The 25,546-nt window shown below is 64.1% G+C and carries 26 protein-coding genes; 9 read left to right on the forward strand and 17 right to left on the reverse strand.

From position 1 onward, the window contains the following. Positions 1-50: 50 nt before the first annotated feature. The 6 genes from hemA to GWG67_RS18345 form a co-directional block, all read right to left on the reverse strand. A complete protein-coding gene (hemA, locus tag GWG67_RS18320) occupies positions 51-1,280 on the reverse strand; it encodes a 5-aminolevulinate synthase (RefSeq protein ID WP_018458160.1) in 1,230 nt (409 codons plus the stop codon). 189 nt (positions 1,281-1,469) lie between these two features. Beyond that, positions 1,470-2,087 (reverse strand): HEAT repeat domain-containing protein, encoded by a 618-nt coding sequence (locus GWG67_RS18325; protein WP_275170714.1) that lies wholly within the window; start codon positions 2,085-2,087, stop codon positions 1,470-1,472. Between the two features lie 16 nt (positions 2,088-2,103). Beyond that, positions 2,104-3,165 carry an MBL fold metallo-hydrolase gene (locus GWG67_RS18330; RefSeq protein WP_275170716.1) on the reverse strand — a complete coding sequence of 354 codons (1,062 nt, stop codon included), beginning with the start codon at positions 3,163-3,165 and terminating at the stop codon, positions 2,104-2,106. Between the two features lie 95 nt (positions 3,166-3,260). Then, entirely contained in the window at positions 3,261-5,414 is a 2,154-nt protein-coding gene (locus tag GWG67_RS18335) for a methyl-accepting chemotaxis protein (protein WP_275170718.1), read from the reverse strand. A 165-nt stretch (positions 5,415-5,579) separates the two neighbouring features. Then, positions 5,580-6,305: an outer membrane protein gene (locus GWG67_RS18340; protein WP_275170719.1), complete on the reverse strand. Its 726-nt coding sequence runs from the start codon at positions 6,303-6,305 to the stop codon at positions 5,580-5,582. Positions 6,306-6,529: 224 nt separating this feature from the next. Further along, positions 6,530-6,850, reverse strand: coding sequence for a hypothetical protein (locus tag GWG67_RS18345; protein WP_275170721.1), 321 nt, complete (start codon positions 6,848-6,850; stop codon positions 6,530-6,532). A gap of 133 nt (positions 6,851-6,983) precedes the next feature. On the opposite strand from GWG67_RS18345, the gene GWG67_RS18350 reads away from it, so the two are divergent. Both GWG67_RS18350 and GWG67_RS18355 read left to right on the forward strand, forming a co-directional pair. Further along, complete coding sequence (locus GWG67_RS18350; protein ID WP_275170723.1) at positions 6,984-7,331, forward strand: hypothetical protein; 348 nt, start codon at positions 6,984-6,986, stop codon at positions 7,329-7,331. Positions 7,332-7,452: 121 nt separating this feature from the next. After that, complete coding sequence (locus tag GWG67_RS18355; RefSeq protein WP_275170725.1) at positions 7,453-7,740, forward strand: hypothetical protein; 288 nt, start codon at positions 7,453-7,455, stop codon at positions 7,738-7,740. Between the two features lie 132 nt (positions 7,741-7,872). Here the strand turns inward: GWG67_RS18355 and GWG67_RS18360 are convergent, their stop codons facing one another. Continuing rightward, complete coding sequence (locus tag GWG67_RS18360; RefSeq protein WP_007605116.1) at positions 7,873-8,082, reverse strand: hypothetical protein; 210 nt, start codon at positions 8,080-8,082, stop codon at positions 7,873-7,875. Then, positions 8,079-8,243, reverse strand: a complete 165-nt coding sequence (locus GWG67_RS18365; RefSeq protein WP_275170726.1) for a hypothetical protein — start codon at positions 8,241-8,243, stop codon at positions 8,079-8,081. The genes GWG67_RS18360 and GWG67_RS18365 overlap by 4 nt, the downstream gene beginning before the upstream one ends. Before the next feature lie 346 nt (positions 8,244-8,589). Here GWG67_RS18365 and GWG67_RS18370 point away from each other — a divergent pair, with 346 nt between their 5' ends. After that, positions 8,590-8,859, forward strand: coding sequence for a hypothetical protein (locus GWG67_RS18370; protein WP_275170728.1), 270 nt, complete (start codon positions 8,590-8,592; stop codon positions 8,857-8,859). Between the two features lie 15 nt (positions 8,860-8,874). Here GWG67_RS18370 and GWG67_RS18375 read toward each other — a convergent pair whose 3' ends face one another. From GWG67_RS18375 to GWG67_RS18395, 5 genes are all read right to left on the reverse strand, one after another. Next, positions 8,875-10,494 carry an ABC transporter ATP-binding protein gene (locus GWG67_RS18375; RefSeq protein WP_275170730.1) on the reverse strand — a complete coding sequence of 540 codons (1,620 nt, stop codon included), beginning with the start codon at positions 10,492-10,494 and terminating at the stop codon, positions 8,875-8,877. A 2-nt stretch (positions 10,495-10,496) separates the two neighbouring features. Further along, on the reverse strand, positions 10,497-11,336 hold the full coding sequence (locus GWG67_RS18380) for an ABC transporter permease (protein WP_018458168.1): 840 nt from the start codon (positions 11,334-11,336) through the stop codon (positions 10,497-10,499). After that, complete coding sequence (locus tag GWG67_RS18385; protein ID WP_275170732.1) at positions 11,333-12,304, reverse strand: ABC transporter permease; 972 nt, start codon at positions 12,302-12,304, stop codon at positions 11,333-11,335. The genes GWG67_RS18380 and GWG67_RS18385 overlap by 4 nt, the downstream gene beginning before the upstream one ends. Positions 12,305-12,507: 203 nt before the next feature. Next, positions 12,508-14,058 carry an ABC transporter substrate-binding protein gene (locus GWG67_RS18390; RefSeq protein WP_275170734.1) on the reverse strand — a complete coding sequence of 517 codons (1,551 nt, stop codon included), beginning with the start codon at positions 14,056-14,058 and terminating at the stop codon, positions 12,508-12,510. A gap of 219 nt (positions 14,059-14,277) precedes the next feature. Beyond that, positions 14,278-14,589, reverse strand: coding sequence for a hypothetical protein (locus tag GWG67_RS18395; RefSeq protein ID WP_275170736.1), 312 nt, complete (start codon positions 14,587-14,589; stop codon positions 14,278-14,280). A gap of 178 nt (positions 14,590-14,767) precedes the next feature. Between GWG67_RS18395 and irrA the strand changes: the two genes are divergently transcribed. Beyond that, on the forward strand, positions 14,768-15,250 hold the full coding sequence (gene irrA, locus GWG67_RS18400) for an iron response transcriptional regulator IrrA (RefSeq protein ID WP_275170738.1): 483 nt from the start codon (positions 14,768-14,770) through the stop codon (positions 15,248-15,250). Positions 15,251-15,257: 7 nt separating this feature from the next. Here irrA and GWG67_RS18405 read toward each other — a convergent pair whose 3' ends face one another. Beyond that, a complete protein-coding gene (locus GWG67_RS18405) occupies positions 15,258-16,808 on the reverse strand; it encodes a winged helix-turn-helix domain-containing tetratricopeptide repeat protein (RefSeq protein ID WP_275170740.1) in 1,551 nt (516 codons plus the stop codon). A gap of 134 nt (positions 16,809-16,942) precedes the next feature. Between GWG67_RS18405 and mddA the strand changes: the two genes are divergently transcribed. Both mddA and GWG67_RS18415 read left to right on the forward strand, forming a co-directional pair. Beyond that, positions 16,943-17,728 (forward strand): methanethiol S-methyltransferase, encoded by a 786-nt coding sequence (gene mddA / locus GWG67_RS18410; RefSeq protein ID WP_007605132.1) that lies wholly within the window; start codon positions 16,943-16,945, stop codon positions 17,726-17,728. 229 nt (positions 17,729-17,957) lie between these two features. After that, a complete protein-coding gene (locus GWG67_RS18415; RefSeq protein ID WP_275170742.1) occupies positions 17,958-18,380 on the forward strand; it encodes a GFA family protein in 423 nt (140 codons plus the stop codon). Positions 18,381-18,423: 43 nt separating this feature from the next. Here the strand turns inward: GWG67_RS18415 and GWG67_RS18420 are convergent, their stop codons facing one another. Next, on the reverse strand, positions 18,424-19,983 hold the full coding sequence (locus tag GWG67_RS18420; protein ID WP_275170744.1) for a winged helix-turn-helix domain-containing protein: 1,560 nt from the start codon (positions 19,981-19,983) through the stop codon (positions 18,424-18,426). 432 nt (positions 19,984-20,415) lie between these two features. Between GWG67_RS18420 and pcaB the strand changes: the two genes are divergently transcribed. Together pcaB and GWG67_RS18430 are read left to right on the forward strand one after the other, a co-directional pair. Then, positions 20,416-21,777 carry a 3-carboxy-cis,cis-muconate cycloisomerase gene (gene pcaB, locus GWG67_RS18425; protein ID WP_275170746.1) on the forward strand — a complete coding sequence of 454 codons (1,362 nt, stop codon included), beginning with the start codon at positions 20,416-20,418 and terminating at the stop codon, positions 21,775-21,777. 113 nt (positions 21,778-21,890) lie between these two features. Continuing rightward, a complete protein-coding gene (locus GWG67_RS18430; protein ID WP_275170748.1) occupies positions 21,891-23,147 on the forward strand; it encodes an aminopeptidase in 1,257 nt (418 codons plus the stop codon). On the opposite strand, the gene GWG67_RS18435 is transcribed toward GWG67_RS18430, so the two are convergent. Next, a complete protein-coding gene (locus GWG67_RS18435) occupies positions 23,148-23,702 on the reverse strand; it encodes a hypothetical protein (RefSeq protein WP_275170750.1) in 555 nt (184 codons plus the stop codon). A gap of 235 nt (positions 23,703-23,937) precedes the next feature. Between GWG67_RS18435 and GWG67_RS18440 the strand changes: the two genes are divergently transcribed. Then, complete coding sequence (locus tag GWG67_RS18440; RefSeq protein ID WP_275170752.1) at positions 23,938-24,393, forward strand: cupin domain-containing protein; 456 nt, start codon at positions 23,938-23,940, stop codon at positions 24,391-24,393. An 80-nt stretch (positions 24,394-24,473) separates the two neighbouring features. On the opposite strand, the gene GWG67_RS18445 is transcribed toward GWG67_RS18440, so the two are convergent. Next, positions 24,474-25,526, reverse strand: a complete 1,053-nt coding sequence (locus GWG67_RS18445) for an amidohydrolase (RefSeq protein WP_275170754.1) — start codon at positions 25,524-25,526, stop codon at positions 24,474-24,476. Positions 25,527-25,546: the final 20 nt, after the last annotated feature.

Below are 25,546 nucleotides of genomic sequence, written 5' to 3' on the forward strand. Positions count from 1 at the left end.
GGGTAGCTCCGGGGACGGTGAAACTTAGATCGAAGAGAAGGCGAAGAAGCCTACTCCGCCGCCAGCGACTTCTCGCGGAGCGGCAGACCGAGGCGGTCCCACACTTGCAGCAGGGCTTCGGCGAGCTGATCGATCAGGCCGTCGTCGTGATAGGGCGAGGGGGTGATGCGCAGGCGTTCGGAGCCCTTGGCGACCGTCGGATAGTTGATCGGCTGGATGTAGATGCCGTGCTGTTCGAGCAGGAGGTCGGAGGCCTGCTTGCACTTTTCGGCATCGCCGATGAACAACGGGACGATGTGGGTGTCGCTCGACATCACCGGCAGGCCGGCGGCGTTGAGGATCGCCTTGACCCGGGCGGCGCGGTCCTGGTGACGCTCACGCTCCCAGCTCGAGGTCTTCAGATGCTTGATGGCGGCGGTCGCGGCCGAGCAGATCGCCGGCGGCAGCGCGGTGGTGAAGATGAAGCCCGGCGCATAGGAGCGCACGGCGTCGATGATCTGGCCGTTGGCGGCGATGTAGCCGCCGAGGCAGCCGAACGCCTTGGCGAGCGTGCCTTCGAGAATGTCGATGCGATGCATCACGCCATCGCGCTCGGCGATGCCGCCGCCGCGCGGGCCGTACATGCCGACGGCGTGGACCTCGTCGACATAGGTCATCGCGCCGTACTTCTCGGCGAGGTCGCAGATCTTGGCGAGCGGGGCGATGTCGCCGTCCATCGAATAAAGGCTCTCGCAGGCGATCAGCTTGGGCCGGCTCGGGCCCGCAGCCTTCAACAGCGCTTCGAGATCGGCGAGGTCGTTGTGGCGGAACACGACCCGCTCGCAGCCGGACTGGCGGATGCCCTCGATCATCGAATTGTGGTTGAGCTCGTCGGACAGGATCAGGCAGTTCGGAATGAGTTTCGCGATGGTCGCGATGCCGGTCTGGTTCGAGACGTAGCCGGACGTGAAGAGCAGCGAGGCTTCCTTGCCGTGGAGATCGGCGAGCTCGGCCTCGAGCTGCACCAGCGGATGATGCGTGCCGGCGATGTTGCGGGTGCCGCCTGCGCCGGTGCCGACGCGGGTCGCGGTCTCGACCATCGCGCCCACCACCTTCGGGTGCTGGCCCATGCCGAGATAATCGTTGGAGCACCAGATCACGACGTCGCGCTTGCCCTTGGGCGAGTGCCAGAGCGCATGCGGGAACCGGCCGGCAATGCGCTCGAGATCGGCGAACACGCGGTAGCGCCGCTCGGTGTGGAGACGATCAAGGGCGGAATTGAAGAACTGGGCGTAATCCATCGTCAAACCTGCAGCGGAACCGACCAAAGACCCGCATATCCTTAGAGCTATTCCAGCTCCAATGTCTATGCGCTATCCCACATTAGGACCTGCGGGCATTTGGGCAAAATGCCCTATCGTGCGATTTGAAACTTGATCCGGATCAAGTTCGCGCGAGATGCGATGTTGCTCTGCACCCTTGCGCCCGGGCTATCTGCGCGCCCCGATCGCCTGATGTGCGTGCGCGGCGGACTTGCGCACATGTCCGTCGTCGTCGTTCAGCAGCGGGGTCAGCGCGGGTAGGACGTCCGGATCGCCGAAAGTCTCGGCGATCTCGCAGGCCCACAATCGATGCCGGGGAAGCTCATCCCTGGAAAAAGCATCGAACAGCAGCCGCCAATTGCCCGCGGCGGCGCCTCGCCGCAAGGTCCGCGAGGCTTCCTTCCGAACTCCGATTTCCGGATCGCGCCTGTAGAGATCAAAGATCGAATGGAAATCCGCCTCATGCCAGATCGCCGCGAGAGCGCGAAGCGCGCACTCCCGCGTCGATGCTTCGGGCGCCCTCAAAAGGGGCAGCACGAGATCATGAGCTTCGGCAAGCTTCCATTGCTCGACGATGCCGCAGGCGGTGCGCCTGACGTAATCTGACGTGTCGGAAAAGGCAGCGGCAATAATCGTGCGGAGTTCATGCCCCCGCTTGTGTTGTCCGATGACCTCGATTGCGGTTCGCCGCACAAAGGCATCGCTCGCCGTTGACAGTGTCCGAAGCTCGCCCAGCGCTTCGTCGTCGTCCCGTGCTAGCAGGTTGCGGATGGCCTCATGGGTCATCGGCGGCCCCTGAAACTCACGTCGTCCTGAACTGAAGCACGCCGTCTTTCATCTCCGCCGTCAGCCGGCCCTCGACGATCATGTAGTTGACGTGGGCGACCAGTTCGCCGGCGGCGAAACCCATCTGGTGTTCGTCCAGCACGTGCTTGTTGAACACCACGGGCACCAATGCGCGCGAGGTCTGCGGTACCTTGCGGCAGGCTTCCGCGATCAGGCGGCAGCGCTCCTCGTGGTGATCGGCGAGCTGCTTGATGCGGGTCTTCAGCCCGTAGAACGGCACGCCGTGGCCCGGCAGTACCAGCACGTCATAGGGGAGAGTCGTGGTGAGGCTGGCGAGCGAGGCCAGATATTCGCCGAGCGAGTTCTGGTCGGGTTCGACCGCCCACACGCTGACGTTCGGCGAGATCTTGCTCAGTACCTGGTCGGCCGAGAGGAACAGCTTGTCGTCGGCGCAATACAGCATCACCTGGTCGAGCGCGTGACCGCCGCCGGTGATCACCTTGAAGCGGCGCGTGCCGATCACGACGTCCTCGCCATGCGAGATGCGGCGATAGGACGGCGGCAGCACCGAGACGCGCTTGAGATAGTCCTGGCCGCGGCCGAGCAGTTTTTCGGTGAGCGACTCGTCCATGCCGTGGCGGCGGAAGAACAGCCGCTGCGCCTCCTGCCGCTCCTCGGTGCCGCGGTTCTGGTGATAGACCGATTGCAGATATTCGACCTGCGACATCACCAGCGGGCAGTTGAACCGCTCGACGATCCACCCGGCCAGACCGACATGATCGGGATGGGAATGGGTCACGATCAGGCGCGTGATGTTGACACCCTTCAGCGGCCCGTCGAACAGCTTCGTCCAGGCTTCGATCGTCTCCTCATTGCCGAAGCCGGCATCGATCATGGCATAGCCATCGCCGTCGGCGAGCAGATAGATGTTCACATGGTTGAGGCGGAACGGCAGCTTCAGCCGCGCCCACAACACGCCGGGCTTCACCTCGACGACCTCTTCGGGGCCGGGATGCTGTTCCCAGGGATAGCGCAGGGCGTCGGCGGAGGACTGCACGGTGTCGGTCTTTGCGTTCATGCTACCGGCTTAAACCCACCTCTCCCGCCACGCCAGCCGAAAAAGAACGCTGGCGGGGCCCGCATAGCGGTCATTCCGGGTTACGGAACGGCGGCTTACGCTGCCCGCATGTTGTTGAGGAACGCGTCGATCTCTCCGCGCAGCATGTCGGCTTCGCGGCGGAGCGCGTCGGAGGCGCCGAGCACTTCGTTCGCCGCCGCGCCGGCTTCCGCCGAAGCCGTGGAGACGCCGACGATGTTGCTGGAGACCTCGCTGGTGCCGCCGGCTGCGTGCTGGATGTTGCGGGCGATCTCGCGTGTCGCCGCGCCCTGTTCCTCGACCGCGGCGGCGATCGTCGTGGTGACGTCGTTGATCTCGCCGATGATACGGCCGATGCCCTGGATGGCGCCGACCGCCGAAGTCGTCACTGACTGCATGCTGGCGATCTGGCTGCGGATCTCCTCCGTCGCCTTGGCGGTCTGGCTCGCGAGGCTCTTCACCTCGGAGGCGACCACCGCGAAGCCGCGACCGGCTTCGCCCGCGCGCGCGGCCTCGATGGTGGCGTTGAGCGCGAGCAGATTGGTCTGCGAGGCGATGGTCTGGATCAGGTCGACCACCACGCTGATGCGGCTCGCGCTGTCGGCGAGGCTCTGCACCGTGGCGTCAGTCGCGCCGGCTTCGTCGACCGCCTTCCTGGCGATCGCGGCCGAGGTGACGACCTGCTTGCTGATCTCCTCGATCGAGGACGAGAGCTGCTCGGTGCCTGACGACACGGTCTGCACGTTGACCGAGGTCTCTTCGGCTGCGGATGCAACTGCGTTCACCAGCGCATTGGACTGGTCTGCCGTGTTCGACATGCTCTGCGCGGTCGATTGCATCGAATTGGCTGACTGCGCGAGATTGTCGAGTGCGGAGCGGACCGCGCCCTCGAAGTCTGCAATCTTCGCCTCCATCTGCGCCGCACGCTCGGCCTTGGCAACGCGATCCCTGTCCTGCTCGCTCGCAAGCGCCCGGGCTTCGATCATGCTGTCGCGGAACACCGTCAGCGTTTCCTTCATCGCGCCGATCTCGTCGTTCTGCCGGGAGCGGACGATCTCGGTGTCGAGGTCGCCTGCCGAGAGCAACTGCATGGCGCGTTGAAGCTCGCGAATGCGACGCAGGATGTTGCGGCCGACATAGAGCCAGACGAACAGCGCCGAGCCGACCAGCATCAGTGCGCCGAGCGCCAGCATCGCGGTGGTCGCGAGCGAGATCTCATGCCGCGCCTGGAAGGTCGACGCGTTGGTCTCCTTCTGCACACCCTCGACCAGCTGCTGCACGCTGATGCCGAGGCCGACATTGAGCTTGCGGGTCTCGTCCAGGATGGTCTGGCCGTAGTCGATGGCGTCGAGCTCCTTCTGGCGGATCTTGAACACGCCCGTCTTGCCCTCACCGAAGGCGAACAGCTTTTGCACGGTGTCGCGCACCGCTTGCATCGAGGCCATGTTCGGCAGGTCCTCGAGGTTAGACTTGACGCGGTCGCGCGTCGCCTTGAACTCCTTCTCGATCGCCTCCAGCGTATCGCTGTTGTTGGCCGACAGCGCCGCCATCATGTCGGCGGCCATCAGATTGCCGTTGGCGGAGATGGTCGCGACCTGGGAGACTGTGCGGGCGGCTTCGGTGGCATCGTCGGCGGAAACTTCCGCCGCGCCGAGGATCGCGTTCAGGCGCGTTTGCGCATCCAGCATGGCAGGACCGGCCGCACCGACGAATGTGAGCTGCGCCTTGCGGAGTGCTTCATATTGCTTGTCATGCAGCGCGCCGGTATCGAGCCGCTCGCGCGCGGCCGACACCAGGCTCTGGGTCGCCTCGTCGATGCTCTTGGCGGTGTCGCGCAACGCGGTTGCGATCTGCTTGTCGGCGCCGAGCTCGATGATTTCGCCGAGCTTGGCCATGGCGAGTTGCTGGATCTCCTGCACCTTCTTGGTACGTTCGTTCAGCGCCTCATCGGACGGCGACGCCAGGAGGCCCGGCCCCTGCGCCGCGAGCGTTGCGCTTTGCGATGCGAGTTGAAGGCTGGCGGAAAGGCGCGGGATGTCGCGGCCGCTCAGGTCCATCATGGTGCTGCCGAGATGGTTGAAGACGAAGCCGGCGCCGGCTGCAATCACGAGGCCCATGCCCGCGATGACTGCGAAAGCCGTGAACAGGCTGCCGCGCACGCCCCATGTCGGCATTTTGAAACGAGGCCGGATACGACCAAGCAGACGGCCAAGGCCCAGACGGATCGCCATCGAAATTCCCCCACGCGTGATCTTTATGCTTTCGCCGCGCAGTATCCTCGGGCCAGGTTAAAAAATCGCAAGTTGCTCAATCGGTTGAGCGCGTTCCGCACAGCGAAAAAAGAAGGGCCGGCAACGATGCCGGCCCTTCCATCACGATAAGGTCTTGGTAACCGTTCAGTAGCGCGCAACCGCCGAGTTGGCCCAGTTGAAGCGGTAGTTGACGCCCGCCTTGATGGTGTGGTCGTCGGTGGTGAAGTTGCCGGTTCCCGCCAGCGGGCCCGCGGTGAAGTGCGCGTCGCCGAAATTGTAGTACTGGTACTCGGCCTTGGCCGACCAGTTCGGCGCGAACATGTATTCGAGGCCGGCGCCGACGGTGTAGCCGTTGCGGTGGTCACCGCTGATGATGAAGCCGGTCGGCACGCCGCCGACGGTCACCTTCTCGTTGTTGTCCGAATAGGCGTAGCCGCCCTTCACGTAGAGCAGGCCCGGACCCCAGGTGTAGCCGACGCGGCCGGTGATCGAGCCGAGACCGCGCTGGTCGTTGGTGTAGGCGACGCCGCCCGGGAACACCGCGCCGACGCTGCCGGAGAGCCAGGAATACTGGCCTTCGACGCCGACCACGAAGTTCGGGTTGAACTGCCAGTCCGCACCGGCCTGCAGGCCGCCGAGGAAACGGCCGTTGCCGTTATTGCCGGTGGAGAGGCCGCTGAAATTGTTGTCGCTGGAGAACGCGCCGCCGACATGGCCGCCGATATAGAAGCCGGTCCAGTTGTAGATCGGCGCGGCATAGGCGGGCGCGGGCGTCTTGTAGTAGTTGCGGTTACCGAGATCGGCACCGACCGCCGGCGCGGCAGCGCCCACCACGAGCAGCGCGACGGTCGCAAACAGAATCTTCTTCATCGTCCAAACTCCAGCACTTAGGTCCCCGGCAGGCGCGCTTTCCGCGCCGTCGTTGGTTTTGCAGATAGCTCGCTTTTGACGAAAATGCTGTCACATCCGTGGCACAGCGGCAGCCAACCCTAACTTATTGGGCGGTAAATGATTTTCGTGCTTAATGTCGGCTTAAGAAGTGGTGAAGGAAGGCTTAACTCGGCGCTATCAGGGTAACTTGCGCGCGCATCCCATTAACCAAGACGGCGCCGCGCCTCATCGCGCATCTGTTCGCGGAATGCAGCGCGCTTTGCGGGCCGGTCTTCCTCGCGAACGTCATGACGATCGAAGACGTCGAACTTCTCCAGGATCGGATAGCGCTCGCTCGCCATCGCGAGCACGCGCAGCACCTTGGTCGCGGACGGTGTCGGGCCGCTCACTTCCCAGCGCCGGATGGTGTCGGCGCCGCCCTTCTCCGGCAATCCGCAAAGCCGGGCCATGTCGGCCGCGGTGAGCTTGCGGTCGAGGACATCCGAGAGATCGTTGCGGAGTTGCTTCAGTTCGGGACCGGTCATGTCGCCTCAATACGCGAAGTCGATGAGGTGAATGCACTAGCGCTGATTCGGGTCCATCCGAAGGCGAGGCGCGCGTAGCGGGCCAGCATGCTAGTCTCGCGCCCGCCGGGCTCAGCCAGGAAAGGATAACCGCATGCCGGTGTTCAAGCTGCCTCTGTCGGGGGACGTCGTGCAATCCATCAACCCGATCACGTCGTTCTTCAGTCCGGCCAACGGCCAGTTCGGTCTCGTGAACATCACGGTGGGCCAATCCTCGGCGCCCGATGTCGAGAAGGACCTGCTGTCGGATGTCGGCAGTTACGGCAAGCAGATCGGCCAGGTCGCGGATGCGCTGCTCGTGGTCATTGAGCATCTGGAAGCGCTCGGTGACAGCGCACTCGGCGACGACAAGGCCATCGCGGCTTTCAAGGAGCTGATGCACTCGGTCGCGACCGTCAAGGAGCGCCACAACCGCAAAGCCTGTCGTCCGCGGCGGCGCTGATCATGCCGTGCGACCGCTCCGCGGCACCTTCGCCCGCGCACGGAGTTATGAACGGGTGCCTATGGAAATCCGCCGTTGAATGAACAGATGCCAAGGGGGCCGCCGAATGAAGGGATCTGTCATGAGCATCAAATCCGCCGTTGCCGCCCTGGTTACCATCGGGCTGCTTGCCGCGCCGTTCGCGGCTGAAGCCAAAAAGCACCGGTCAAACCGATCTTACAGCACCGGCGTGGTGGCTCCGAGCTATGGAAGCGCAGGATCATTGGCAGCGCAGCCCAGAGCCTACGGGTCGTCTGGACAGTCGGTCGGGACGGTCACGGCGCCGTCGATCGGCGCGTATAATTGGCCGTCGGTCGGCGTGACCAACGCAGTCCCGACCTGGAGCAACACCAACCCGCCCGTCAGGTAGGCGCGCCTGTACTGCGTGCCAATGCCGGTCACCCTGTGCCGGTCGCAACGCCAGCAGATAGAGCGCGACCAGCAATGGTCATGGTGGCGGACCAGGCATTTCGGATCGTTCAGGGACAGCGCGCGCGCGATCCTAAATTCCCCGGCCGGCCTGTTGGCCGATCACGCAGCGCCATCCGGCGAGGCGCTCGGCTGGATGCTGGTTCATCCATTCGGCGAGCTGCGGCGCACCCATCAGGCACGATTGCATCGAGACGTCGGCGAAGTCGGATGTGGTGACGGTTTGCTCATGACAGTTCGCTGGAGAGGCGAGGTTGCAGAGCACGGCGATGATCTTGATCACGCGAGGTTGCCTCCGTCGCTGCGATGCGCAGAGGCTCCGCCCGATCGTTCGCTCACCGGATCAGCCGGCGGGAAAATGCTGTCGTAGATCGCGCGCGCTTCCTGGATGAGGCGAATGCGCTCGCGCTCGGATTTCGAGACAAACTGAATAATCTGGCCCATGTCGGCTCCAATAGATCCTCAATCCATCATCACATGATGGGAATCATTCCATGCGGATGTGGGGTGCCGGCTTCGGCTTTGCAGCCCCGCGGGCGGTCACGAGGGATAAAAAGCCCGTGAGTATTCCGTTCCTGAGGTGGAGCGCGATACCTCTGGGGAGGCGCCGATCTCACCGCGCATCTGTTCGGCCGGGACCGCTTCGCAGCATCGTGATGGAGTGTTGAGCCCGGCGGTGTGATGGCATTGCGGCACATTTTCTCGCGCATGGAGTTGTAAGGTCACTCAGTGCACGGGCGCCTGACAAGCGGCATTGCGATTGAGAGACCGCGCCCCGAAAGGATCAGCCATGACAACAACGAAACGCTCCATTGCCGCACTAATCGCTCTCGGATTGGCCGCAGCGCCACTCGCTGTAAGCGCACAGACGTCGGCGACAGGTACACCAAGCAGCGCGAGCGGACGCTCCGGAGCACCGGTACAGCAAGGGACTATTGGAAGTTCCGGGCAGACTGTCGGGACCGTGACAGCGCCGTCGGTCGGAACCTCCAACCAGCCCTCCGTCGGCGTAACAAACTCAGTCCCCACCTGGAACAACACAAATCCTCGAACGAAGTAGCCGCGATCGGGTGACCTACGCCGCCGGTGCGCGCTCTCTCTGCCCCGGCACCGCCGCGAGTAGCTCGCGCGTATAGGCATGCTCGGGCGCGGCGAACAGCTGCGCGGTGGGCTTCAGCTCGACGATGGCGCCGCGCTGCATCACGGCGATGCGGTCGCAGATTTGCGCCGCAACCCGCAGATCGTGGGTGATGAACAGCATCGAGAGGCCGAGGCGAGCCTTGAGGTCTTCGAGCAACCTCAGGACCTGCGCCTGCACGGAGACGTCGAGCGCGGAGACGGCCTCGTCCGCGACGATGATCTCGGGCTCGAGCGCGAGCGCGCGCGCAATGCCGATGCGCTGGCGCTGGCCGCCGGAGAATTCATGCGGATAGCGCTCGAGCGCGCCGGCATCGAGCCCGACCATCTTGAGGAGATCGCGAGCGCGGTCCAACGCGACTTTGGGATCGGTGCCGGCTGCGATCGGGCCGTCGGCAATGATGTGACCGACCTTGCGGCGCGGATTGAGCGAAGCGAACGGATCCTGGAAGATCATCTGGATGCGATGGCGCTCGGCGCGTAGCGCCTTGCCCGCGAGCTTTGTGAGATCGGTCTCGCCGATCCGCACGGTGCCGCGATCGGCTTCGATCAGCCGCATCACCAGCCGGGCCACCGACGATTTGCCGGAACCGGATTCGCCAACGAGGCCGAGCGTCTCGCCCTTGAGAATCGTGAAGTTGACTTCGCGCGCGGCATCGACGCGGCGGTCCTCGCGAAACCAGCCGCCCGAGGTGACGTAGGTCTTGTCCAGTCCGATCACCTCGACCGCCTTGGCCTGGTCGTCGAGGGGGCTGCGAGCGGGCGGGTCCATCGAGGGCACGGCGGCGAGCAGTGCCTTGGTGTAGTCGTGCTGCGGCGCGTTGAAGACGGCCGAGGCGGGGCCTTCCTCGACCACCTTGCCATGGCGCAACACGACGACCTGGTCGGCGATGTCGGCGACGACGCCGAAATCATGGGTGATGAACATCACCGCCATGTTGCGATTGCGCTGGAGGTTGCGGATCAGTTTCAGGATCTGCGCTTGCGTGGTGACGTCGAGCGCGGTGGTCGGCTCGTCCGCGACCAGCACCGCCGGTTCGAGCGCAAGCGCCATCGCGATCATGGCGCGCTGGCGCTGGCCGCCGGAGAGCTGGTGCGGATAGGCGCGCACGATGCGCTCGGGGTCGGGGAGGCCGACCTCGCGCGCCAGCGACAGCGCCTTGGCGCGCCGCTCCTTCGGCGTGAGCAGGCCGTGCGCCTCGAACATCTCCGCCATCTGATCGCCGATCCGCATCAACGGATTGAGCGCGGTCATCGGCTCCTGAAAGATCATCGCGAACCGGCGGCCGCGCAGATCGCGCCAGCCGTCGTCGTCGAGTTTCAGCAGGTCGCGGCCTTCGAACTGGATCTCGCCGGAGGTGACGGTGACCGTGTCGGGCAACAGTCCCATCAGCGCATGCGCGCACATCGACTTGCCGGAGCCGGATTCGCCGACGACGCAGACGATCTTGCCGGGCCGCAAATCGAGCGAGACGCCGTCGACCGCGTACGGCCGTTCCGCGCCCTTGGGCAATGCGATCCGCAGATTCTTGATGGAGACGGCGGGCGGTGCGGTCATGATCAGCGGCCCTCCCGCGACAGTCGCGGATTGAGCGCGTCGTTGAGGCCTTCGCCGATCAAATTGAGCCCGAGCACCGAAATCAGGATCGCGACCCCGGGAAACACGGTGATCCACCAGGCCTGGCGGATCACGGTGCGGCCGGCGCCGACCATGTAGCCCCAGGAGATCAGATTGGGATCGCCGAGGCCGAGGAACGCCAGCGAGGACTCCAGCAGGATCGCGGTCGCGACCATCAGCGAGGCTAGCACGATCACCGGCGACAGCGTATTCGGCAGGATTTCGCGCAGGATGATCCAGGTGTTGCTCTGGCCCGTGACCACCGCGGCCTGAACGTACTCCCGCGTGCGCAGCGACAGGACCTCGCCACGGACGAGGCGCGCGACCGGCGGCCAGCTCACCAAGGCGATCGAGGCGACGATCGAATAGATCGAGGGCTGCAGGATCGCGACCAGCACGATCGCGAGCGCAAAGCTCGGAATGGTCTGGAAGAACTCGGTGAAGCGCATCAGCGCGTCGTCGACCCTGCCGCCGAAATAGCCGGCCATGGCGCCGATCGGCACGCCCACGACCAGCGCCACCAGGGTGGAGACCATGCCGACGAGCAGCGAGACGCGTGCGCCGAAGATCATGCCGGCGAACACGTCGCGGCCGAGCGCGTCGGTGCCGAGCGGGACGGTCGCGAGCGTGAACGGCGGCAGGAACGGCCGCTGCACCATGCGCCAGGGCGAGTTCGGGAACAGCATCGGACCGAACAAAGCGACCGAGATCGCAAGCAGCAGGATGATGAGCCCGATGACGCCGCTCGGGCTCCTCAGCATCGATTTCCAGAACTGTTTCATGTGGTGAATTCGATGCGCGGGTCGACCAGGCGATAGACCAGGTCGGTGATAAGGTTGAAGGTCAGGACCATGGCGGAACAGATCACGAAGACGCCGAGCAGCAGATTGTAGTCGCGCTGGAGCAGGGCGTCGTACATCAGGCGTCCGATGCCGGGCCAGGCGAACACGGTCTCGGTGATGACGGCGCCGCCGATCAGGGTGCCGGAGTGGACGCCGGCGAGCGTCACGACGGGCAGCAGCGCGTTGCGCAGGACGTGGCGGCGCTGGATCACGGCATCGGACAGGCCCTTGGCGCGCGCGGTCTTGACGAAGTCGAGACGCTTCACCTCCAGCATCGAGGCGCGCGTCATGCGGGTGTAAGTCGCCATGAAGAACAGGCCGAGCGTCATCGCCGGCATGATCAGGTGCCTTGCGACGTCGACCACATGGGCAGGGCCGGAGAGGTTGGCGCCGACCGTCTCGTAGCCGAAGCTCGGCAGCCAATCGACAGTGACCGAGAACAACAGGATGCCCATCAGCGCCACCCAGAAGATGGGCATGGCGTAGAAGATCAGCGCGAAGATCGTGATGGCGGTGTCGAGCCAGGTCCCCGCGAAGCGCGCCGCGAAAGTGCCGAACAGGACGCCGAGCACCAGTGAGATCGCGAACGCCGTCAGCGTGAGTAGAAGCGTCGCCGGAAGCCGTTCCAGGATCAGCTTCGACACCGGCGCCTGCTGGCGGAAGGAGAAGCCGAGGTCGAGCGTCACGACGCCCTTGACGTAGACGAAGAGCTGCTCGGGCAGCGGCTTGTCCAGGCCGAACTTCTCCCGGAGCTGCTGGACGAAGATCTGATCGCTGGCGCCGGCCTCGCCCGCCATCACGACCGCGGGATCGCCGGGCGCGAGCCGGATCAGGAAGAAATTGAGGACGACGATCGCAAGCAGGACGATCACGCCCTTCATGATACGCTGAGCGACGAAAGAGAGCATCTAGAGGGTCATATCTTGTAGCGTGACCTGAATCCACCGAGGCAGTGTGCTCCCTCGCCCCGCTCTTGCGGGGAGAGGGTTGGGGTGAGGGGCCTCTTTCCACGCGCGAGAATGCCGATGGATCTGTACCCCCTCACCCGCCGCGCTCTGCGAGCGCGTCGACCTCTCCCTGCAAGCGGGGAGAGGTGAAGGAAGGCGCGCCCTCACTTGTCGAGCCATGCGTCCTTGAAGCCGTCATTGACCCCGATCCCGGTGGTGATCAGGTTCTTGACCTTGCAGCGCATGATGGTCGGGAATTGCAGCTCGAGCATCCAGGCCACCGGCACGTCCTCGACCAGGATTTTCTGCGCCTTCTCGTAGATCTCCTTGCGCTTGGAGTCGGGCGTCGCCACCGCGCCGTCGGCGAACAGCTTGTCGATTTCCGGGTTGGAGTAACCCTCGACATTGTTGAACACCTGGCCCTTGGCGATGGCGCTGGAAACGTAGTTGCGGCCGACGCCGAGGGCCGGATCGCCGTACTGGTAGAGGTAGGTGAAGGCGATGTCGTAGTCCCAGTCGCCGATCTTCTGGTTGCCGCCGGCAACGTCGGTGGCGATGGTCTCGATGTTCATGCCGACATCCTGGAGGTTCTGCTTCACGGCTTCACCCCAGCGCTGCCAGGTCTCGCCATAGGCGAGCGGCAGAAGGCGGATCTTCTCGCCCTTGTAGCCGGCTTCCTTCAACAGCGCCTTGGCCTTGGCGGGATCGTAGGGGTATTTCGGCACGTCGGCGGTGTAGTACTTGATGGTCGATGCGGACGGGCCGGTCGCGACCTTGCCGAGCCCGTTCCAGATCACGTCCTTGGCGAAGTCGCGGTCGATCGCAAACATGACCGCCTGCCGCACCCGCTTGTCGGCGAGCGGACCCTGGCGGTTGTTGAGCCACAGCCAAGCCAGCGGCGAGAAGAACTCCCAGCCGGCGCCGGTGACGCAGGTGTCCTTCAGCTTGGAGAGCCGCGGCACGTCGAAATTCTCGACCGAGCCGCCGGGCAGCACATCGACCTTGCCGGTCTCATAGGCCACCGAGCGCGCCGCGGCATCGGGAATGATCTGCCAGTAGATCTCGTCGAGATAGGGCTTGCCCTTCTCGTAATAGTTCGGGTTCTTGACCAGGCGGATGAAAGAGCCCTTCTGCCATTCCTTGAACATGAAGGGGCCGGTGCCGACCGGGGCGTTGTTGTAGGGATTGGTCTTCCAGTCGGTGCCTTCATAGAGATGCTTCGGTACCATCGGCATCGAGCCGACCTCGAAGATGCCGAGGAACGGGCCGAACGGCTGCTTCAGCGTGAACACCACGGTGTAGTCGTCGGGAGCCTCGACCTTGTCGACCTGCGCGAGATTGTTGCGGGCACGCGCATGCGTCTGCTTCAGCATCTCGAGCGAGAACAGGACGTCGGCGGCGGTGAAAGGCTTGCCGTCGTGCCAGGTCACGCCCTTCCTGAGCTTGAATGTGTAGGTTTTTGCGTCCTCGCTGACGCTCCAGCTCTCGGCGAGCTCCGGCTGCGGTTCGAGCTTGGGGCTGTAGCGAAGCAGGCCTTCGAAAATGTTGCCCGACACCATCTGCACCGGGCCGTTCTGGACCATCGCCAGCATCAGGCCGGGCGGCTCGGGCTGAATCACGGCATTGATCGCTCCACCCGCTTTCGGCTCTTGCGCCAGCGCCGGGGCCGTGAGGCCGCAAGCCAGGAGGACGCCAAGCAACACTCGTTTTGACATGTCGTATCTTTCTCAAGCGAGACCAGCCGCAGACGCTTCGCACGTCGTCGCGCGCAAAGCTATGGCCAGCCCATCCCAGTCCCCATCCGGGATCGAGGCTCACACAGTCTCATTCGGCGCCGCAAGATGAAAGTCTCGACAGTGTTCGCCCAAAAAATGTACAGCGCGTCCCGTTACGGCATTTTGACGGCCAAGCCGGCGCCGCCGCGCCACACGGCTTCAGGAGGGCCGCAGCACCCGTTGCAACTCGGCAATCGCATCCGCGAGTTGCTCCCGGTGCGCGATGTCGTCCTTGGGGATGGCCGCGACACTGCCCGCGAGCTCGCGCAAGATTCCGGCGAGCAGGCCGAAATTGAGGTGCAGGTGCACCGATTTGCGTTCGTCCGCCGTGCCCGGTTGCTGCAGCACCAGCGCAACGCCGCTGCCGTCAAGGTGTGCCTCGAACCGCGATGAATGCCCGAAGGTGCCGACATAGAACTTGTCGGGATATTCGAGTGCGATCTCTGCCTTGTCGGGAACCGGCTTGGACATGTGAGCCTCATTTGTGCGGGGCTATTCTGGCCGGGAATAAACTCGGCCGACTTGAGATAGGTCAGGGGCGGGCTCGTTCTGGATTTGATCGGGATCAAAGCCGGGCTGCCCCTTCTGCGATCTGATGGCAGGACACGGTGAGGCTCCGCGTGACCGGTCAAATGCGAGTGCATCGACGATGAACGTCCATTCTACCCCACCCGAAGCGGATTCAGACGATATCGCCATCTCACTCGCGGATGAGGCGTCGGCACGTTGCGCGCAATTGCTCGGCGACGCCGACCTCAGGCTGACGCGCCACCGCCTGGCGCTCGGCCAAATGCTGTTCCTCTGCCCCCATCGTCATGTGACAGCGGAGGGGCTTTATGAAGAAGCGACGGCTGCCAATCTGCGGCTGTCGCTTGCGACCGTCTACAACACGCTGAACCAGTTCACCGAAGCCGACCTGTTGCGCCGGATCGCAGCCGACGGCATCAAATCGTTCTTCGACACCGACACGTCCGTGCATCCGCATTTCTACCTCGAAGGCGAGGATGTGCTGGTCGACGTCACCGACGGCCTGACCTTCACCAGGATGCCCGAGGCGCTTCCGGGCCATGAGATCGCGCGGCTCGACGTCGTCGTCCATCTGCGCCGCAAACGCGACGCAGACCCGGCGTGACGATCGTCTAGCGCAAGCCCGCTCGCCGGAATCCTTCCAGATAGTGCTCGCGGTCGGCCTCGTTGGCCCATGGCAATTGTGTCCCGATCCAGTGCAGCGAGATGTTGGGCTGGGTGCGGCGGAGCTCGCCCAGCGCCATCTCCGCAAGCACGCCATCGCCGGTCATGCCGGCAGAAACCGCCAGCACGCGGTAGGCGCCGGTGAGATCGCCGCGGTGGCGGATCGCCTCGCGCGCGAGCGCGATGGCCTCGCCATAGCGCCGCTCGGTGAAGCGGGCATAGCCGGCGATGCCGTGATAGATCGCCAGGGATGGATCGCGCGGCGAGAGCCGCATTGCCCTCTGCGCTGCCTCGAATGAATCCTTCGGCCGCCCGGCGTAGGACAGTGCCAGTGCGCAATAGCCCTGCGCCAGCGAGAAGTTCGGATTGAGCGCGAGCGCCTGTTCGAACTCGGATAGTGCGTCCGCAAGCCTTCGCGTCGAGAAGTAGACGCTTCCGAGCGCTGCATGCGCCCAGGCGTCCTCATGGTCGCAGCGCACCGCGGCGAGCGCGGCGGCTTCCGCCACCGGCGCCACCACGGCCAGCTCGGCCCAGCCGAGATGCACGCCGAACATGTGGTTCGCCGCGAGCACCGACAGCGCCTGGCCGTAGTTCGGGTCGATCCCGACCGCGCGTTCCAGCAGCGCCCGCGCGGTCTCGTGATCCCGCCGCGTCACGCGCCAGTAATGTGACAGCGCCCGCATCAGGAGATCCCAGGCATCCAGGCTCGCAGGGGGCTTGCGACGGGCGCGAAAACTTTCCGCCGCATGAATCTGCGGCTCGATCGCCGCGGCGATCGCGTTGGTGATTTCGTCCTGCACGGCGAACACGTCGACCAGCTCGCGGTCGTAGCGCTCGGCCCAGAGATGGCTGCCGGTTGTGGCGTCGTTGAGCTGTGCGGTGATGCGCACCCTGTTGTCCGACTTGCGCACGCTGCCTTCGACGATGTAGCGGACGCCGAGTTCCTCGGCGATCTGCCGGATGTGGACCGCGCGTCCCTTGTAAGTGAATGACGAGTTGCGGGCGATCACCATGAACCAGCGCTGCTTCGATAGCGCGGTGAGGATGTCCTCGCTGATGCCGTCGCCGAAATAGTCCTGCGCGGGATCGCCGCTCATGTTCTCGAAAGCGAGCACCGCGACCCCGGGACGGTCCGCCAGGACGCGCGGCAGGGCAGGAACGGATTCAGCCGGGGCAGTAGCGACTGCCAGTTCTTCCCGGACTTCGCCGACGAAACGAAAGCCCTTGCGCGGAATGGTCTTGATCAGCCGCTGGCTCGCACCGTCGTCCCCGAGCGCCTTGCGGGCGGCGTTGATCCGGCTGTTCAGGGCGGAATCCGAGATGATCCGATCGCTCCAAATTTCGCTGATCAGGTCATCCTTGCTGACCACCCGCGTGCGCTGCGCCACGAGATAGAGCAGGAGATCGAACACCTGCGGCTGCAACGGCACGGCTGCCCCGCTGCAGGTGAGTTCCCGCAGGTCGCCGTCGAGCACGTTGTTTTCAAAGCGAAATCGCACGTTTCTGTCGTCTCAAGCAAAAATCAAAGTCGTCTCAGGCGAAAATCAACCGTCCGCGAAAGTCTTGGGACCTCCGGTGCGGCATGGTGCAGCGACCAATGAAGTGCCGGCGTTTTGGCACAACGGAGCTGTTTATGACCCAAATTGATCATCAGGTTCATCCTATCGGCCCGGTTGCGGGCTCACGCATTTTCAAGTTCATCGCATTTCTGTACGGAATTGCGGCGTATCTCGTGTTTTTCGTCACCATTCTCTACGCCATCGGCTTCGTCATGGGGCTGGTGGTGCCGAAGACCATCGACACCGGGACCGACACGCCCGTCGCCGAGGCCGTCATCATAAATCTGCTCCTGATGGCCCTGTTTGCGGTCCAGCACAGCGTGATGGCGCGCCGGCAGTTCAAGGCATGGTGGACGCAGTACGTCCCCAAGCCGGTCGAGCGCAGCACCTATGTGCTGTTTGCGAGCCTGTCATTGCTCCTCCTGTTCTGGCAGTGGCGTCCGCTGCCCACGGTCATATGGGAGGTCGCGAACCCGGATCTTGCTGTGACGATCGTCACGCTGTCGTTGGTGGGCTGGGTCCTGGTGTTCACCTCGACCTTCATCATCAATCATTTCGAGTTGTTCGGATTGCATCAGGTCACCAATCATCTCGTCGGCAAGGAAGCGTCGCCGCCGCGCTTCAAGACGCCGCTGCTCTACAAGTTCGTTCGTCATCCGATCTATCTCGGCTTCATCATCGCGTTCTGGGCGGCCCCGGTCATGACCGCTGGTCATCTGCTGTTCGCCGCCGTGACCACGCTCTACATCTTCGTCGGCATCGCGCTGGAGGAGCACGACCTCATCGATCTCTTCGGCGACGAGTACCGGCAGTACAAACAACGGGTCTCGATGCTTATTCCCTGGCGCAAGTCGGTATAGCTTGCGCGGCTTTCCGTCGCGTCCGCCGAAAGGAGGACGCGCGGCGGCGCCGAGCCGCGTATCGGAGCTTGCCGACCCGGCCTTCAACGTTTCTCGGGGTGAATCCCCCTCACCCCGACGCTATCCTTGCGAGCGAAGCTCGTCGCGCCCCCGAATCCGTTTTGCCGAGCTATCGGCAAACGGGCGCAGGGAGAGAGAAATTCAAACCTTCATCAACGGAGACGACCCAATGAAACATGTCGGAAACTGCTTCTGTGGCGCGGTCACGATCGAGGCCACAGGCGCGCCGGAGGCGATGGGCTATTGCCATTGCCGCTCGTGCCGCTCGTGGTCGGGCGGTCCGGTGAACGCGTTCAGCCTGTGGAAGCCCGAAGCCGTGCGCATCACCGAAGGTGCAGAGAATGTCGAGACCTTTACCAAGACGCCGCTCAGCCAGCGCAAATATTGCAAGAAGTGCGGTGGCCATCTCATGACCAACCATCCGCCGCTTGGCCTGGTCGACGTCTTCACCGCCACCATTCCCACGCTCGCCTTCGCGCCCGGCGTCCACGTCAATTACGCCGAGACGGTGCTGCCGATGCGCGATGGCCTGCCCAAGCTCAAGGATTTTCCGGCGGAGTTCGGCGGCAGCGGCGAGATGATGCAGGAGTAGCGACCCTCTTCTCCTCTCCCGCAAGCGGGAGATGAGAAATTCGCTATCTCATCCCCGCGCGCCGCAATCCCTCGAGGTAATGCTCGCGATCCTCGTCCCGCAGCATCGGCAGCTCGCGCGTGATCCAAGCGAGCGAGATGCCCGGTTGGGCGCGGCGCAAGCCTTCCAGGGCGCAAGCCGCGCGCGCGGGATCCCCCGACATGCCGGCGGCGGCGGTCAGCACGCGATGCGCGCCGACGAAATCGGCGCGCTGCCGCATCGACTCGCGCGCCATCTGTGCGGCTCCTTCGTAATCGCGGCCGATGAACCGGGCATAGGCCGCGACGCCGCAATAGATCGCCGCGAGCGGGTCGCGGGGGCTCAGCCGTAGCGCGCGGCGCGCGGCGACATCGCCGTTCTGCCATCGTCCGGCGTAGCACAGCGTCACGCCGTAGAAGGCGTGCGCCATCGCGAAGTTCGGATTGAGGTTCAGCGCCAGTTCGAATTCCGCCAACGCATCGTCGAAGCGGCGGCGGAATAGATAGGTATAAGCGAGGCCATGATGGGCCCAGGCATCCTCCCGATCGGCCTCCACGGCCGCGAGCGCGGCGCGCTCGGCGACCGGCACGGTCGGGGCCATGTCGGACCAGCCCATATGCGCGCCGAAGATGTGGCTGGTCGCGAGCAGGCCGAGCGCCTTGCCATAGGCGGGATCGAGCGCGACGGCCTTTTCGAGCAGTCCCTGCGCGGCGGCGTTGTCGTCGCGGGTGATGCGCCAGTAATGCGACAATGCGCGCATTACGAGGTCCCAGGCATCCAGGCTTCCCGGCGGCTTCTGCTGGGCGCGAAAACTCTCGGCGGTATAGAGCTGCGGCTCGATCGCGGCGACGATCGCCTCGGTGATCTCGTCCTGCACAGCGAAGATGTCGGCAAGCTCGCGGTCGTAGCGTTCAGCCCAGAGATGGCTGCCGGTCGAGACGTCGTTGAGCTGTGCGGAGATACGCACGCGATCGCCGCTCCGCCGCACGCTGCCTTCGAGCACGTAGCGCACGCCGAGCTCTCGCGCGACCTCGTTCATGAGCACCGCGCGGCCCTTGTAGACGAAGGAGGAGTTGCGCGCGACGACGAAGAACCAGCGCAGCTTCGACAGCGCGGTGATGATGTCTTCGCTGATCCCGTCGGAGAAATAATCCTGCTCGCGGTCGCCGCTCATGTTGGTGAAGGGCAGCACCGCGATCGCCGGCCGGTCCGGTAGCGGCAGCGGGGCCTGCAGAAGCTTCGCTCCAAAACCGGATTCCGGCGCGGTCGCCCCACGCTTGGTCTCGACGTCGCCGACAAAACGAAAACCCTTGCGCGAGATGGTGCGGATCAGCGCCTGGCTCGCGCCGCTGTCGCCGACCGCCTTGCGTGCCGCATTGATCCGGCTGGTCAGGGTGGATTCGGAGACGCTGCGCCCGTGCCAGATCTTGTCGATCAGCTCGTCCTTGCTGACCACCCGGTCGCGGTTCTCCATGAGGTGGACGACGAGATCGAAAACCTGCGGCTCCACGGCAACGGGAACCTGCTCGCGGCTCAGCTCGCGCAAGTCGGTATCGAGCAGGTGATCCCGGAACAGAAACTGCACGTCGAAAACTCAGGCCTCAAGACGACATCGGGCAATGATGAAATCAAAATGGATTTCGGCTGATCTCTATAAGTCCGCCGATAGGCCTGTCCGGTTCACCACGATCGCGTGATGGCAGCCATGCGATTTACGGGGAGGAATGCAACCTGGGTTAGAATGTGGCGGTTTCGGCCGGATTGTCGCGGTCTCCTCACGTCATTGCGAGCGCAGCGAGGCAATCCAGCCTGTCGCCGCGGAGACAGCGTGGATTGCTTCGTCGCGAGGGCTCCTCGCAATGACGGTGTTGAGGCAATGGCGTGCGGCAGCTTCCCACGTTGTCATGGCCTTCGCGACGGCATCGAATGTGTGATGAGCGGTGAATGTCCATTTGCCGAACAGCTCCGTGTGCGTAAGCTGCGACCTTCACACGACACAAACCACGAAGAAACGCCCATGCCCGCTTTTCATGCCTCGACCACCGTGCTCGATTCCATGCTGTTCCGCGATGCCTTCGGCACGCCGCAGATGCGGGAGGTATTTTCCGATGTCGCGACTGTCGCGCGCTATGCCGAGGTCGAGGTGGCATTGGCGAAGGCGGAAGCGAAGTGCGGGGTGATTCCGCAGGATGCCGCCGATCAGATCGCGGCGCGGACCGACGTTGCCGCGCTCGATTTCGATCTGTTACGGCAGGAGACTGATGTCGTCGGCTATCCGATCCTGCCGCTCGTGCATCAGATGGTGAAGCAATGCGGCGATGCCGGCCGCTATGTGCATTGGGGTGCGACCACGCAGGACATCATGGACACCGCCGTGGTGCTGCAACTGCGCGCCGGGCTCGAGATTGTCGAGCAGGACATCGCCGCACTGCGCGAGATTCTCGCCGACCTCTCCAGGCGCTACCGCGACACGCCGATGGCGGGCCGCACCCATCTCCAGCAGGCGCTGCCGGTCACCTTCGGCTACAAGACCGCGATCTGGCTCGCGATGTTCGACCGCCACGCCGAGCGGATCAGTGAGTTGAAGCCGCGCGTCCTGGTCGGCCAGTTCGCCGGCGCCGCCGGCACGCTGGCCTCGCTCGGCAACAAGGGCTTCGAGGTGCAGGAGGCGCTCTGCGCCGAACTGAGGCTCGGCGTTCCCGCCTCGACCTGGCACGTCGCACGCGACGGTTTTGCCGAGGCCGTGAATTTCCTGGCGCTCGTCACCGGCTCGCTCGGCAAGATCGCGCTCGACATCATGATCATGGCCTCGACCGAATTCGCCGAGGTCTACGAGCCCTTCGTCAAGGGACGCGGCGCTTCCTCGACCATGCCTCAGAAGCGCAACCCGATCTCCTCGGAACTGATGCTCGCGGCGTCCAAGGCGGTGCGCCAGCACGCCGGCCTCATGCTGGATGCCATGGTGCAGGATTTCGAGCGCGCCACCGGGCCCTGGCACGCCGAATGGATGGCGATCCCCGAGAGCTTCGTGCTGACCGCCGGCGCGTTGCACCAGGCGAAGTTCGCGCTCGCCGGCCTTATCGTCGACGAAAGCAAGATGAACGAGAATCTCGCCGTCAGCCGCGGTCTGATCGTGGCCGAAGCCGTCATGATGGGGCTCGCGCCGCAGATTGGGCGGCAGGAGGCCCATGACGTGGTCTATGACGCCTGCCGGCTCGCCAATGAGAATGGTCTTACACTGGCGGACGCGCTGTCGTCTGACGCCCGCGTCTCTGCCAGAATCGACCGCGCCACGATCGAGGCGCTGACATCACCGAAAAATTACCTCGGCCTTGCTCCCGCCATGGTCGACCGGGTGCTGAAATCGGCAACACGTTGAAAACCAAAATGCGTGAAACTCCGTATCTTTGGGGTGTCGCAAGGCACTCGCGCACTTGTGTCTCGCGATGCTAGACTTAAATTGAGCGAAAGACGTTCGGCAGAGGATCCGGCATGACTGATCAACGCATCACCTCCACTCCCATCGATCCCGTGAAGCTCGACCGGCTGGCCGAGGTGGCGGTGAAGGTGGGCCTGGGCTTGCGGCCGGGCCAGGATCTGCTCTTGACGGCACCTGCGATCGCGTTGCCGCTGGTGCGGCGGATCGCCGTGCATGCCTACAAGGCCGGCGCCGGCATCGTGACGCCCATTCTCTCCGACGAAGAGATGACGCTGGCGCGCTACCGCCACGGCCACGACGACAGCTTCGATCGTGCCGCTAACTGGCTCTACGAGGGCATGGCCAAGGCGTTCTCGAACAACACCGCCCGTCTTGCCATCGTCGGCGACAATCCGATGCTGCTGTCGGGCGAAGATGCTTCCAAGGTCGCGCGCGCCAGCAAGGCCAATTCCATGGCCTATCAGCCGGCGCTGGAAAAGATCGTCAATTTCGACACCAACTGGAACATCATTGCCTATCCGAGCCCGTCCTGGGCGAAGCAAGTCTTTCCGAACGATCCTGAAGAGGTCGCGATCGGCAAGCTCGCGGACGCGATCTTCGCGGCGTCCCGCGTCGATCGCGACGACTCGCCGGCCAATTGGGCGAGCCACAACGCGGTGCTGCGCGAGCGCACCAATTGGCTCAACGGCCAGCGTTTCCGCGCGCTCCAGTATTCAGGGCCGGGGACCGACCTCACGATCGGGCTTGCCGACGGCCATGAATGGGAGGGAGGCGCCTCGCTATCCAAGAACGGCATCAGCTGCAACGCCAATATCCCGACCGAAGAGGTCTTCACCACGCCGCATTGCCGGCGGGTCTACGGCCATGTCGTGAGCTCGAAGCCGCTGTCCTATCAGGGCACGCTGATCGACAACATCGCAGTGCGTTTCGAGGACGGCAGGATCGTCGACGCCAAGGCCTCGCGCGGCGCGGAGGTGCTGAACAAGGTGCTGGATACCGACGAGGGCGCGCGGCGTCTCGGCGAAGTGGCGCTGGTGCCGCATTCCTCGCCAATCTCGCAGAGCGGGCTGCTGTTCTACAACACGCTGTTCGACGAGAACGCGGCCTCGCACATCGCGCTCGGCCAGTGCTATTCGAAGTGCTTCGTCAACGGCGCGCAGCTCACGCCGCAGCAGATCGCGGCGCAAGGCGGCAACCAGAGCCTGATCCATATCGACTGGATGATCGGCTCGGCCGAGACCGACATCGACGGCATTCTGGCCGACGGCAGCAAAGTGCCGGTGTTTCGCAAGGGCGAATGGGCGAAGTAACTACGCCGCCGCGTTGCGCAGCATCGGGCTGTTGTCGATGCTGAAGCGGTTGAACAGCGTCGTGAACGGGCTGCCGTCGGTGGCTCGCACGATGGCGTCGGAGGCCGCCACCGCGTCGTAGAGCGCACCGACCGGATCATTCGCCTCGGATAGGTCGAGACCCCCGCGGATTTCCTCGCGTGCCTCGTTGACGTCGTCCTCGTCCTCGAGTGTCGCCTCCAGCGCGTCGGCCGCCCGCCGCATCTCATGGAGGTCACCGCCGGCGGAAAATTTCAGGATGTCGAGCCAGTAGGGGCGCGCCACGACGAGCCTGACGAAGGCCTCGAAACTCTCCGCGATAATTCCCGCGCGGCCTTCCGATGAGACGTAGAGCACATTCTGAGAAGGCAGCAGCACGAACGCGCCGCCGGAGCCGTCACTGCCGATCTGCCGGGGGCTCTCGATGCCGTCGACGGTGAACCAGGGCTCCTCGTCGGTTGCGAAGGAGACATCGAGACTGCCGAGCCAGGCGACGACCTCGCCTTGGGTTGCGAGAACCTCCGGGGTGAGGGGCATCGGCATGGCTCCTTTCAGATGCTTCGCGCACTTTGTCGCACCCCGGAAAAGAAGGGTTCATGTGCACGAAATTGCAGGGAAATTGCGACGTTAACCGTTTCGCGTCTGCAACTTGCGGCTGATTGTCGGGCCCTGCGTAAGAAAGAATTAAAAACCGGCTACTAGCGTTCCCGGCATCTTTGAACAATTCGGGCCGAGACCCGGGCAGGCCATATTTTATCCCCTGAGGAAACAGATGTCGCGCACATTGATTGAAATCAGTAGTTGCAATGTAGAGCTTGAGCTGCGGCCGATCGAGCCGTCCTGGATTATCGAAGGCAATCCGGTGTCGCGCTCGCACATCCTGTCCACCAGCGCCGACGGCACCGCTTCGACCATCATCTGGGCTTGCACCGAAGGGCGCTTCAACTGGTACTACGATATCGACGAGACGATCATGATCATGGAAGGATCGATCGTGCTCGAAAGCGACGGCATGCCGCCGAAGCGCTACGGCCCGGGCGACGTCATCTTCTTCCGCGACGGCGCGCATGCCAAATGGCATGTCGAAGGCCACGTCAAGAAGATCGCCTTCTGCCGCAAGACCAATCCCGTGATGATCGGCTTCCTGATCCGGGTCGTCAACAAGCTCAAGAAGATCTTCGTCTCCACCGGCGAGCGCCGTCCGGCCTCGCTCATGGGGGCCGGTTAGAGTTCAATCGGTTTCAAGGACGCTTCCCAGCGGTCACGACGGAACAGGGGCCGGGATCAACATCCCGGCCCCTGTTCTCGTCATGACGGCAATTCGAGCCGGTAGACATCGGTCGCGGTTTGCGAGAACAACGCCGTCTTCTCGGTCTCGCTCAAGGGCGCCGCGATGCGCTTGAAGGCGTTGAAGATCACCTGGTAGCTGCACTGGCCCTTGTCCGGCGGGAAATTGCTCTCGAACATCGCGCGCTTGGGTCCAAACGCCTCGATGCAGGTTTCGACATAAGGCCGCCAGGCCGCGGCAAGCTCCTCGGATGAAGGTGGCCTCTCGCGCAAATGGAAGTCGTAGCCGAGCAGGCACATCGCGAGCCCGCCGAGCTTCACCACCACGTTCTCGCATTTGGCGATCTCCTGGATCGAGGCGCGCCATTGCGGAAACACCTCCTCGCGTCGTCCGGCAAAGCGGCCGATTCCGGCCGGGCCGCCGCAATGGTCGAGCACGATCCTGGTGCCGGGAAATGCGCGGGCGAGCTCGGTCAACTCGCCGATCTGTGGATGGAACAGCCAGGCGTCGAAGCTCAGGTTCAGCGGCGCCAGACAGGCGAAGCCCTTGCGGAAGGTCGGGTCCTGCAGCAATCCCTGCGGTCGGCTCGCATACATGCCGGCGACAGCAGGATCCTGGTCCCATGCCGAGGAATGCCGGATGCCGCGGAAGCGGCCGTTGCCCGCCGCGATCTCGGCCTCCAGCACCGGTTTTGCGGCATCGCCGAGCAGCAGATTGACGTGGCTGACGATGCCGGCGCAGATCGCGGCTTTGCCGTAACCGCCGCTCGCGCTCATCGCGGCGACGCCATTGGCGAACTCGACCTCGCCGACCGGCCGGAACGCCTCGGGCCCGTGCGCACGATACATCGAGCGGCAATCGACATAGACGGTGGCGGTGACGTTGTGGCCGGAGGCGATATCGGCCGCCATCTCCTCGATCAGATAGCGGTGCCCGCGATTCCAGAGATGGTGATGGGGATCGACGATCGGACGTAAGGGATCGATGATCTCCTCATGATGCAGCGCGAGCCAGTCCTCGCGCGGTTCGACGAATAGCCCGCTCGTGTTGGCGGGCAGACCGCTTGCAGCCATCGACGTGCGCTCCCCTCATT

Source organism: Bradyrhizobium sp. CSS354, assembly GCF_029051725.1.
GTDB lineage: Bacteria > Pseudomonadota > Alphaproteobacteria > Rhizobiales > Xanthobacteraceae > Bradyrhizobium.

Excerpts from the sequence above, each read along its gene's own strand:
- GWG67_RS18415 (WP_275170742.1), top strand. The coding sequence starts at position 17,958 with ATGAAACATGTCGGAAACTGCTTCTGTGGCGCGGTCACGATCGAGGCC.
- GWG67_RS18345 (WP_275170721.1), bottom strand. The coding sequence starts at position 6,850 with ATGACCGGTCCCGAACTGAAGCAACTCCGCAACGATCTCTCGGATGTC.
- GWG67_RS18370 (WP_275170728.1), top strand. The coding sequence starts at position 8,590 with ATGACAACAACGAAACGCTCCATTGCCGCACTAATCGCTCTCGGATTG.
- GWG67_RS18365 (WP_275170726.1), bottom strand. The coding sequence starts at position 8,243 with ATGGGCCAGATTATTCAGTTTGTCTCGAAATCCGAGCGCGAGCGCATT.
- GWG67_RS18445 (WP_275170754.1), bottom strand. The coding sequence starts at position 25,526 with ATGGCTGCAAGCGGTCTGCCCGCCAACACGAGCGGGCTATTCGTCGAA.
- GWG67_RS18430 (WP_275170748.1), top strand. The coding sequence starts at position 21,891 with ATGACTGATCAACGCATCACCTCCACTCCCATCGATCCCGTGAAGCTC.
- GWG67_RS18355 (WP_275170725.1), top strand. The coding sequence starts at position 7,453 with ATGAGCATCAAATCCGCCGTTGCCGCCCTGGTTACCATCGGGCTGCTT.
- hemA (WP_018458160.1), bottom strand. The coding sequence starts at position 1,280 with ATGGATTACGCCCAGTTCTTCAATTCCGCCCTTGATCGTCTCCACACC.
- GWG67_RS18325 (WP_275170714.1), bottom strand. The coding sequence starts at position 2,087 with ATGACCCATGAGGCCATCCGCAACCTGCTAGCACGGGACGACGACGAA.
- GWG67_RS18330 (WP_275170716.1), bottom strand. The coding sequence starts at position 3,165 with ATGAACGCAAAGACCGACACCGTGCAGTCCTCCGCCGACGCCCTGCGC.
- irrA (WP_275170738.1), top strand. The coding sequence starts at position 14,768 with ATGAACGTCCATTCTACCCCACCCGAAGCGGATTCAGACGATATCGCC.
- GWG67_RS18440 (WP_275170752.1), top strand. The coding sequence starts at position 23,938 with ATGTCGCGCACATTGATTGAAATCAGTAGTTGCAATGTAGAGCTTGAG.
- GWG67_RS18340 (WP_275170719.1), bottom strand. The coding sequence starts at position 6,305 with ATGAAGAAGATTCTGTTTGCGACCGTCGCGCTGCTCGTGGTGGGCGCT.
- GWG67_RS18375 (WP_275170730.1), bottom strand. The coding sequence starts at position 10,494 with ATGACCGCACCGCCCGCCGTCTCCATCAAGAATCTGCGGATCGCATTG.
- mddA (WP_007605132.1), top strand. The coding sequence starts at position 16,943 with ATGACCCAAATTGATCATCAGGTTCATCCTATCGGCCCGGTTGCGGGC.
- GWG67_RS18350 (WP_275170723.1), top strand. The coding sequence starts at position 6,984 with ATGCCGGTGTTCAAGCTGCCTCTGTCGGGGGACGTCGTGCAATCCATC.
- GWG67_RS18385 (WP_275170732.1), bottom strand. The coding sequence starts at position 12,304 with ATGCTCTCTTTCGTCGCTCAGCGTATCATGAAGGGCGTGATCGTCCTG.
- GWG67_RS18435 (WP_275170750.1), bottom strand. The coding sequence starts at position 23,702 with ATGCCCCTCACCCCGGAGGTTCTCGCAACCCAAGGCGAGGTCGTCGCC.
- GWG67_RS18390 (WP_275170734.1), bottom strand. The coding sequence starts at position 14,058 with ATGTCAAAACGAGTGTTGCTTGGCGTCCTCCTGGCTTGCGGCCTCACG.
- GWG67_RS18380 (WP_018458168.1), bottom strand. The coding sequence starts at position 11,336 with ATGAAACAGTTCTGGAAATCGATGCTGAGGAGCCCGAGCGGCGTCATC.
- GWG67_RS18395 (WP_275170736.1), bottom strand. The coding sequence starts at position 14,589 with ATGTCCAAGCCGGTTCCCGACAAGGCAGAGATCGCACTCGAATATCCC.
- pcaB (WP_275170746.1), top strand. The coding sequence starts at position 20,416 with ATGCCCGCTTTTCATGCCTCGACCACCGTGCTCGATTCCATGCTGTTC.
- GWG67_RS18335 (WP_275170718.1), bottom strand. The coding sequence starts at position 5,414 with ATGGCGATCCGTCTGGGCCTTGGCCGTCTGCTTGGTCGTATCCGGCCT.